Here is an 8,512-nt window from a genome sequence, read left to right as displayed (position 1 = left end):
TCGGGTAAAAAGACCCTAAGTGGCTCTGAGACAATCAGGTAGATATCGTTGGCAAAATAGTAAAGGCCTGCGAAGATCAATATAACGCAAAGCACAGAACGCAGGAGGCGTGTGCGCAATTCTATCAGATGGCTGATTAGAGGCTGGCCTTGGTCGACTACAGTGTCGTTTTCAGTTGCGTTGTCAGAAGTCTTACTCATGTCTTTACTATGCTTAGCTTATTACGGAGGCCATGTTATGACTGCTTAGGCTTGTCGTTTTGCGTATTGCTTTGAAGGTCTTTTGACGAATCAGGCTCTTTTGGTGCCTGAAACAGCTTGTCATACTCATCTCTTGGTAAGGGCTCGAACTCTTCAGCTTCTTTGAGGGCGTCTTTAACGGTATTCTGGATCATTTCGACATCTTCATTAATGTCCAAACTCTCGCCCTGCTTTTTAAGCTCGCTTTTTAGGTCTTCGAGTTCTATCTGGCGATTTATTTCCTGAGTGAACTGGCTGGTCATGCGGCGTGCTTTGCCAAACCAGCGACCCAGAGTTCTAGCGGCAACGGGCAGGCGCTCGGGTCCTAAAACCAATAGGCCGATGATAGCGATTAAGACGAGCTCTAAAAAACCAACGTCAAACATAGTATTCGATAGCTAGTGCCTGATCAGGGTTACTTTTGTTGCTCTTTATCATTGCTTTCGACTTTTTCAGCTTTGCCTTCGATGATGTCGCTGTCTTTCTTTTCTACAGCGGCTTTCTCATCATCTTTTATGGCTTTTTTAAAGCCTTTTACGGCGCCACCCAAGTCTCCGCCCATATTGCGTAGTTTCTTGGTGCCGAAAATAAGTGCTACGATCAATAATATAATCAGTAGCTGCATTGGACTGATACCCATAACCTTCTCCTATTTCTGTTTACGAGATGCTTTTTCTTCAAGGCCTGATAAGTCAAAACGACGCTCAAGTTCTTGAAGGATGTCCTTAGCTTCGAGGTCCAGGTGTGAAAGCATTACCAGGCTGTGAAACCATAAATCAGCGGTTTCATAGACTAAGGCTTTCTTACCTTCGTCATCCTGAGCATCTTTGGCTGCAAGAATTGCTTCGGTGCACTCTTCACCGACCTTTTCCAATATTTTATTTAAGCCTTTGGCGTGTAGGCTGGCAACATAAGAGCTGCTGGCATCGGCTTGTCGACGCTCGGCCAAAACTTCTGTTAACTGTTCTAAAACCGTAGACATGGTAACTAAACTGCCTGTTATTTCGTGATTCGTTTGGTGCGGAATATAAAGTACGCACCGACTATTGCTGGCCCGATTTCAGACCAGGTTAAATTTGTTAACCACTGCTGTGTGTCTGGTTTACTTAGGGCAATGGCTAGCACCAACAAGGTACCACCTATCATATAGTCTTTTGTTTGTTTGCGCTGTAGATTTATGTCATTTTTTAGCTGGATAGTTTGCTGTTCGCGCTTTTGTGTAAAGCTATCTAAGTGCTTAATTTGATTCATGGCATCAAATATCAACTTGGGCACTTCTGGTGACTGTTCAAGCCACTCAGGCAAGTGCTGTTTAACGTTTTTCCAAACACCAGGTGGTGCGATGCGCTGTTTCATCCATTTTTCTAGATAAGGTTGTGCCGTGTTCCAAAGATCCAGGTCTGGATAGAGCTGCCGCCCTAAGCCCTCGATGTTTAGTAGGGTTTTTTGCAACAGTACAAGCTGGGGTTGAACTTCCATATTGAAGCGACGCGCTGTTTGGAACAAGCGCAGCAGAAACTGTCCAAAGGATATGTCTTTTAGCGGGCGTTCGAAAATAGGCTCGCAAACCGTACGGATGGCTGATTCAAACTCGTCTGCACGTGTGTCCTCAGGAACCCAGCCTGATGAAATATGTAACTCGGCAACCATTTTGTAGTCACGCTTGAAGAAGGCGAGCAGATTGCGTGCGAGGTAGTTTTGATCCTCAGGCGTTAGTGTGCCAACGATACCAAAGTCGATGGCAATGTATTGCGGGTTGTGAGGATTCTTTGACGAGACGAATATGTTTCCAGGGTGCATGTCAGCATGAAAGAAGCTATCGCGAAATACTTGAGTAAAGAAGATCTCTACGCCGCGTTCGGCAAGTGCTTTCAGGTTGACCCCGGCGGTTCTCAGCGCGTCAACGTCAGCAACAGGAATACCATACACCCGTTCCATGACCAGAACGTGCTGGTTAGTGTAGTCCCAATGAATTTCCGGGATGTAGATCAGTTCAGAATCTAGAAAGTTTCTACGGATCTGGGAGGCATTTGCTGCTTCCCTTTGCAGGTCGAGCTCATCGTAAATTGTTTTTTCATAATCTCTTACGACCTGTACCGGGTGAAGTCGCTTACCATCCACCCAATAGTTTTCCAGAACCAGAGCAAAGAACAGCATGACGGCAATATCTTGGTCGATGGTTCGCTCAATGCCAGGACGAATGACTTTGACGACTACCTCTTTACCTGAATGTAGCGTGGCGCTATGTACTTGTGCAATGGAAGCGGTAGCTAGTGGTTCATCGTCAAACTCTTGGAATACTTCTCCAACCTTCTTCCCCAAGCCTTTTTCAATTAAAGCCTTGGATATAGCTCCTGAAAACGGCGTGACCTGATCCTGTAGGTTTTTGAGGTGATCCGCAATATCATCAGGTAGCAAGTCGCGTCGGGTAGAGAGTATCTGTCCAAACTTAATGAAGATAGGGCCCAGAGTTTCCAAAGCTAAGCGGATTCGCTCACCGCGAGACATCTTCGGTTTTGGAAAAAAGTGCCAAGGTGCAAGAATTAGAAGTAGTCTGGCGCTTAAGGGGAGCTGAGCAAGCGGAATAAACTCGTCTAGGCGGTAGCGACTAATGACCCACAGAATCACGAATATTCTGCGGAGTTTGGTAAGTAGTAATAACTTCGACACGGAGTTTATTGATCTCTTATTTATGCGTTAATTGGTCGTTTGCTCTTGGCTAACAGTGCTATCTTGATTTGACTTATCACCAAGTCGAGCCTTAATTTTCTTCTCTAAAGCTTCGCTTGCCTGATAGAGCTTGTCGATCGCTGCAAATTGCTTTTTAGCAGCAGCCTTATTTGGAAACAGGCGTAATTCATACTTAATAAACTCTTCCGCATCTCTGATCAAAGATTGAGTCAGGTTTTTGCCAAAACTCAAACTTTGGCGAATAGAGGTGCCGATAATATGTGCGGGAATATCGCCGATAACAGAAGCGAGAATGCCTTCCCAGTCAACACTGACGATGCTAAGGAATGCCTGAATTTGTTGAATTCTGACAGATTCGCCACTTAGTTGAATTTCGTTGGTTTTGAAGAGTAAGCTTTTGTCCTTAGAGCTAGCAAGTTTAATAAAGGACAGTAAGGAACCTTTGATCTGAACGCTGGAATGGTCCTGAGCGGGGAGTATGGCAACTCGATAAACCACTTGGGTGTTATCGTCTGACTCGTTACTTTGGGCTTCGTTTTGCTCTTCAACGCCCACATAGATAACTTTGCTAGGGGAACTGACACTAATGGCTAGCACACAGTCTCTAAGGCGTTTTAAATGTTTCTGAGCCGCAGGGTCCATTGAAAGAGCTGTATTGATTGCACTTTCAATAGTAACTGCAATTTTAGTTAGCCGCTTAGTGTCCATAAGGCTCATCTTAAGGTTTTATACCCGTATGTAGAGCAACAATGCCGCCGCTCATGTTGTGATAACGACAATTGGCAAAGCCTGCGTTTTCCATCATACCTTTTAAGGTTTCCTGGTCAGGGTGCATGCGAATAGACTCTGCCAAGTATTGATAGCTTTCACTATCATTGGTGATCAAACGCCCCATTAAAGGCAGAGCCTTGAAAGAGTACTGGTCGTAAACTTTACTGAGCAGGTCATTCTTTGGCTTGGAAAACTCAAGAACCAATAGTCTGCCGCCTGGTTTTAATACGCGTGCCATTGAGGCTAGTGCCTTGTCTTTATCTGTCACATTTCTAAGGCCAAAGGCGATGCTGACACAATTAAAATAGTTGTCTGGAAAAGGGAGTGTTTCGGCGTTGGCTTGAACAAAATCGATGTTGCTGCCGTAGCCTCTGTCTAGTAAACGGTCACGCCCGACATTCAGCATGGATGAATTAATATCGGCGAGAATAACTTGCCCTTGTTCACCAACGCGTTTGGAGAATTGCATGGTCAGGTCTCCCGTTCCACCTGCAATATCCAAGACCTTATGTCCCGGACGGACACCACTGGATTCGATCGTTAACTTCTTCCATACGCGGTGAATGCCTAAAGACATCAAATCATTCATGATGTCGTATTTGCTGGCAACCGAATGAAAAACATCAGCGACTTTTCCTGCTTTCTCTTCAGCTTTGACATTTTTAAAGCCAAAGTGGGTAGTGTCATCTTGTGATTGCTGGGCCTGTGAATCTTGTGTGTGAGACTCTTGGGTCATGGGCTATACTCATCTATATGTAACGCGGATCTAAAAATTGTGCTCATTCTAACTCTGCTGTGTCAGGAAAACTATCATGACTTGTAGGTAAATGAATGAACTTTGCTAGGCAGTTGTTTTGCATCAAGAGCAATCGAGGTAAACTGTCGGGTTTCGCCCGAATAGAAAGCGCTTCGTTAGCTTAAAGATTTAGGGCGTCTAATTGAGCCGCGTTTTGGAAGAAGTTCAAAGTTAGGGCTAGAGCAGTAAACAGATTAGAGAAAAATATATGTCAGTGATACAGGTTGTTCGAGAGCATCATTTGGCTCACGATGAAATTAAGAAGATTTCCGAAGATATGGTCGTCAGTTTGGCTGAGGAATTTGGTGTTAAATATCATTGGGAAGGTGATACAGTGCGCTTCAAAGGTGCTGGAGCTAAGGGGCGAATGACAGTGCTACCACAACAGGTTGACCTGAAAATGGAGCTGGGTTTCTTACTTATGCCTCTTAAATCCAAAATTGAGAAATCAATTATTCGCCGATTAGATGAGTGTCTTTCCTAAGTAAATTTCCGATGATGTAAAGCGCCGAACTAATAAAAAGAGCTAATTTATGGCCCCGATATCCAAGTGTAACGCAGATACTGAAGCAGTGGCGAATACCATCTCATTTCCTCGTTTTGTTTCTAAGCTACCGGCTTTTATCAAAGGTACGCCCAAGAGAGTCAAGGGAATGTATATCGCGAGCCGAAAACCAGGTGATTACCCTGCCGGGATGGGGGTTTGTCTTGAGCAGTCGGCCTCAAGAAATCCGCAAGGGCTTGCGTTAATTTTCGAAGAGCGGGAATTTACTTACCAGATCTTCAATCAGTGGGTTAACCGACTTGCGCGATCACTTCTGAACTCTGGTTACGGCAAAGGTGATGTCATTGCTGTTTTTATGGAGAATCGCCCAGAGCTATTGGCCTGTGTTGCTGCGATTGCCAAAATAGGGGCCGTGAGTGCGCTCATCAATACCAGTCAGCGCGCCGCGGTGTTACGCCACAGTTTTGAGCTCGTCGATGCTAAAGCAATTATTGTCGGGCGAGAGCTATTTTCAGCGATTTCTGAGGTAGAGAGTAGTCTTCCTGTTTCTAGTAATGCTCGCTTTTTCTTTGATGATGCTGACACTTTGCTTAGTGATGTTGACCCTGATGCTTTGCCTGATGGCTGGACAGATCTTGCGGCGGTGCAGAGGAAAGAAAGCTCAGAGAATCCGGGTAGTACCTTGAGGAGTCGTCCTTCCGAGGCTTTCTGTTATTTTTATACCTCTGGTACGACCGGGCTGCCGAAAGCGGCTATTTTGACTCATGGACGTTTTATGAAAGCCTTTGGTGGTGCGGGACTGGCATGTTTACAGCTGACACCGCGTGACCGAGCTTATGTGACCTTGCCATTTTATCATGGTACAGCCTTGGTAGTTGCATGGGGCAGTGTCTTGGCTGGTGATGCCTGCTTGGTTATGGCGCGACAATTCTCTGCTAGTAGATTTTGGTCTGAGGTAAGACGAACGCAAGCAACTGCTATTTGTTATGTTGGTGAGTTGTGTCGCTATTTGATGTCTCAGCCAGAAAGTGCTGATGATAAAAATCATCAGGTAAGAATGATTTTTGGTAACGGTTTGCGAGCAAACCTGTGGGCGGGTTTTAAACAGCGCTTTGGTGTCGATAAGGTGATGGAGTTTTATGGCTCTAGTGAGGGGAATGTAGGTTTTCTCAATATATTCAATCATGATTTTACCGTTGGCTTCACGACAATCCCTTACGCCATTGTCGAGTATGATTTAGAAGAAGATTGTCCAGTCAGGCATCACGATGGCTTCCTGCGACGGGTCAAAAAAGGACAGGCGGGATTACTATTGGGTGAAATTACCGATAAAACCCCTTTTGATGGTTATACCGACCCAGAGAAAACCGAACGCACCATCTTGAGAAATGTCTTCAAACAGGGGGATGCTTGGTTTAATACCGGTGACTTGATGCGAGATCAAGGCTTCAATCATGCCCAATTTGTTGATCGCCTGGGTGATACTTTTCGTTGGAAGGGTGAGAACGTTTCGACAACTGAGGTCGAGAATGTATTGGCTCAGATGACTGCTGTAGCTGATGCTGTGGTTTATGGTGTCGAGATACCCGAGACAAACGGTAGAGCGGGAATGGCATCTATTACGCTTGAGAAAGGTGCTCATTTTGACTCTTCAGAGGTCTACCAACATTTAAGTGAGAATCTGCCCGCATATGCCCGGCCGATTTTTATTCGATTGTCTTCATCGATGGAGACAACGGGAACCTTCAAATACAAGAAAACTGACTTGAAGAAAATTGCTTATGATTTGGAGCAGATAACAGACCCGGTATGGGTCTGTCTTCCAGGCGACACAGCTTATCAGCCCTTTAATGCTGAATTACAAGCGGCTGTTGAGGCGGGAAAGTATCGCTTCTAGCCTGTTTGATTCAAGCTTAGCTGCGATTCTTAAAAGGTAAGGGCTTCGCGCCTTTGGTGCCTTGGCTGACTGCTGCTCTCTGGTTGTAACGACCGATCAGCTTGCGTTGTAATTTTGTTTCCCAATTTAAAGCCTGTTTGATGGTGCTAAGCCAGGTTTTGTTGAAAAGCAGCTTGTTGCTGGCAACGGCATCTGGCGAGCGCTGTTTGATCTCTTCAGCGAATTCGACTGCCTTGGTCATCGGGTCATCATAGATATGGGTAATCAAGTTATATGATTTAGCCTCTTCAGCATTGAAAACTCGGCCCGTCATCGCAAGCTCTTTGACGATATCAATCGGTGCCAGCTCTCTCAGCGTTAGTGTGCCGCCCATGTCGGGAATCAGACCCCAGCGTGCTTCCATGATAGAGAATTCGCAATCGGGTGTGCTGTATCTAAAGTCGGCACCCAATGCGATTTGAAAGCCGCCTCCCCAGCATTTTCCGTGTGTCACTGCAATGACAGGAACGGGAGCATCGCGCCACAGGTAGCTGACATCCTGGGCCAGGTTTGAGGCCTTGGTGCCGGGTTTAACCAAAAGTTTGAGCGCGGCTACCGGACTTTTCAAAACGCTTTTTATGTCTAGTCCAGAGCAGAAAGCATCACCGTCACCAGATAGAATGACCGCTCTGATAGACTTGTTCTTTTTAAGTTCTTTAGCCACTTTTGCAATGGCCTCAAACATAGCTATATCGAGTGCGTTGAGCTTACTTGCACGAACTAAGGTTACATAGGCAATTTGATCTTTAATCTCCAGCCTTACTCGTTCAAGAATGATGCGGTCGGTCATGTGTATTTCCTTTGTGCTTATATGCTCAGGTCAAAATTGAAGGGGTGATTATTGCCTTGATAAATCTCATCGAGATAGACGGTTTCTCTTTCGCTTAAGGTATTCATCAGCGTGCGTACATCCTTCATGCTATGAAAGGCTTCAAAGCCGGTCATTAAGAATTGATGAAGTGCTTGTAGTCCAGCCATTTCTGCGGCACCTTCGGTCATGCGTAAGGTAAATAAGATGACGGAGCTACGCGCATACTTGTCGAGTTTTTGTCCCAGCTGTGAAGTCAGTTGTATCTGGTATAGTCGCTGGCCATGATTGTCGCTAGCGCGATAAGCTTCACAATAGATCTTCTCGTTTAGCTCATTGCTGTTGTGTTCAATAAATATGATTTCAGCAAGCCGCTGATCTAGCTGCTGAGTAAGTAAGTTTAGTTCTACCAGAAGACTCACTGTTTCAAGAATTTTTTTTGGTAAAAGCTTGATCATTTTAGGAAATATTCGCTCAAGATCCCGATCGCGGTCGCTGAAATCCTCGGTTGAATATAAATCCGTAAACAGGAAGGATAAGCCGTCTTGATAGTCGCTTGATTGATAAAAATCGCGATGACTGAACTTTAAGCGCTCACTTTGCCAGTGAGCGAGTTTTGCCAAGTGGTGGTCGATATTGTCGAGCTTTGATTGCTGTTGGAAGTCGTGATAATTGAGCATTGCCTCTCTTAGCCTTTTGGCCGCAGGGCTAGAAGCATGGGTGTGAAGAAGCTTGTCACGGCTCATAGTGATCGCGGATCCCTGAT

Annotated in this window: 11 protein-coding genes; 2 read left to right on the top strand and 9 right to left on the bottom strand. The window is 45.4% G+C overall.

Features of this window, described 5'->3' with window-relative positions; all coding sequences use genetic code 11:
* The 7 genes from A3756_RS28540 to ubiE form a co-directional block, all read right to left on the bottom strand.
* Positions 1 to 200: twin-arginine translocase subunit TatC (locus A3756_RS28540; RefSeq protein WP_368664565.1), on the bottom strand; the 200-nt coding region annotated here is incomplete at its 3' end.
* A 35-nt stretch (positions 201 to 235) separates the two neighbouring features.
* Positions 236 to 625, bottom strand: a complete 390-nt coding sequence (gene tatB, locus A3756_RS03335) for a Sec-independent protein translocase protein TatB (RefSeq protein ID WP_068512008.1) — start codon at positions 623 to 625, stop codon at positions 236 to 238.
* Positions 626 to 654: 29 nt separating this feature from the next.
* Positions 655 to 879 (bottom strand): twin-arginine translocase TatA/TatE family subunit, encoded by a 225-nt coding sequence (gene tatA / locus A3756_RS03330; protein ID WP_068512005.1) that lies wholly within the window; start codon positions 877 to 879, stop codon positions 655 to 657.
* A 9-nt stretch (positions 880 to 888) separates the two neighbouring features.
* The gene (locus tag A3756_RS03325; protein WP_068512015.1) at positions 889 to 1,221 is read right to left on the bottom strand and encodes a phosphoribosyl-ATP diphosphatase; all 333 of its coding nucleotides are present in this window, start codon (positions 1,219 to 1,221) and stop codon (positions 889 to 891) included.
* A gap of 17 nt (positions 1,222 to 1,238) precedes the next feature.
* Positions 1,239 to 2,909 (bottom strand): ubiquinone biosynthesis regulatory protein kinase UbiB, encoded by a 1,671-nt coding sequence (gene ubiB / locus A3756_RS03320; RefSeq protein ID WP_068516722.1) that lies wholly within the window; start codon positions 2,907 to 2,909, stop codon positions 1,239 to 1,241.
* Between the two features lie 27 nt (positions 2,910 to 2,936).
* Positions 2,937 to 3,638, bottom strand: a complete 702-nt coding sequence (locus A3756_RS03315) for an SCP2 domain-containing protein (RefSeq protein ID WP_068516727.1) — start codon at positions 3,636 to 3,638, stop codon at positions 2,937 to 2,939.
* Positions 3,639 to 3,648: 10 nt separating this feature from the next.
* Entirely contained in the window at positions 3,649 to 4,437 is a 789-nt protein-coding gene (gene ubiE / locus A3756_RS03310) for a bifunctional demethylmenaquinone methyltransferase/2-methoxy-6-polyprenyl-1,4-benzoquinol methylase UbiE (protein WP_068516050.1), read from the bottom strand.
* A 268-nt stretch (positions 4,438 to 4,705) separates the two neighbouring features.
* On the opposite strand from ubiE, the gene A3756_RS03305 reads away from it, so the two are divergent.
* Together A3756_RS03305 and A3756_RS03300 are read left to right on the top strand one after the other, a co-directional pair.
* Positions 4,706 to 4,981, top strand: coding sequence for a polyhydroxyalkanoic acid system family protein (locus tag A3756_RS03305; protein ID WP_068516730.1), 276 nt, complete (start codon positions 4,706 to 4,708; stop codon positions 4,979 to 4,981).
* 49 nt (positions 4,982 to 5,030) lie between these two features.
* Entirely contained in the window at positions 5,031 to 6,899 is a 1,869-nt protein-coding gene (locus A3756_RS03300) for a long-chain-acyl-CoA synthetase (protein WP_068516732.1), read from the top strand.
* A 16-nt stretch (positions 6,900 to 6,915) separates the two neighbouring features.
* Here A3756_RS03300 and A3756_RS03295 read toward each other — a convergent pair whose 3' ends face one another.
* Positions 6,916 to 7,728 (bottom strand): crotonase/enoyl-CoA hydratase family protein, encoded by an 813-nt coding sequence (locus A3756_RS03295; protein WP_068516736.1) that lies wholly within the window; start codon positions 7,726 to 7,728, stop codon positions 6,916 to 6,918.
* Between the two features lie 17 nt (positions 7,729 to 7,745).
* The coding region (locus A3756_RS03290) for a hypothetical protein (RefSeq protein ID WP_231875472.1) at positions 7,746 to 8,512 on the bottom strand (767 nt) is incomplete at its 5' end.

The organism is Oleiphilus sp. HI0086, from assembly GCF_001635225.1.
The sequence above is the reverse complement of the archived record's forward strand: the minus strand, read 5'-3'. Positions and strand labels throughout refer to the sequence as shown.

Bases quoted from the DNA above. Each gene is read 5' to 3' on its own strand.
- tatB (WP_068512008.1), bottom strand. From the start codon at position 625: ATGTTTGACGTTGGTTTTTTAGAGCTCGTCTTAATCGCTATCATCGGC.
- tatA (WP_068512005.1), bottom strand. From the start codon at position 879: ATGGGTATCAGTCCAATGCAGCTACTGATTATATTATTGATCGTAGCA.
- A3756_RS03325 (WP_068512015.1), bottom strand. From the start codon at position 1,221: ATGTCTACGGTTTTAGAACAGTTAACAGAAGTTTTGGCCGAGCGTCGA.
- A3756_RS03315 (WP_068516727.1), bottom strand. From the start codon at position 3,638: ATGGACACTAAGCGGCTAACTAAAATTGCAGTTACTATTGAAAGTGCA.
- ubiE (WP_068516050.1), bottom strand. From the start codon at position 4,437: ATGACCCAAGAGTCTCACACACAAGATTCACAGGCCCAGCAATCACAA.
- A3756_RS03305 (WP_068516730.1), top strand. From the start codon at position 4,706: ATGTCAGTGATACAGGTTGTTCGAGAGCATCATTTGGCTCACGATGAA.
- A3756_RS03300 (WP_068516732.1), top strand. From the start codon at position 5,031: ATGGCCCCGATATCCAAGTGTAACGCAGATACTGAAGCAGTGGCGAAT.
- A3756_RS03295 (WP_068516736.1), bottom strand. From the start codon at position 7,728: ATGACCGACCGCATCATTCTTGAACGAGTAAGGCTGGAGATTAAAGAT.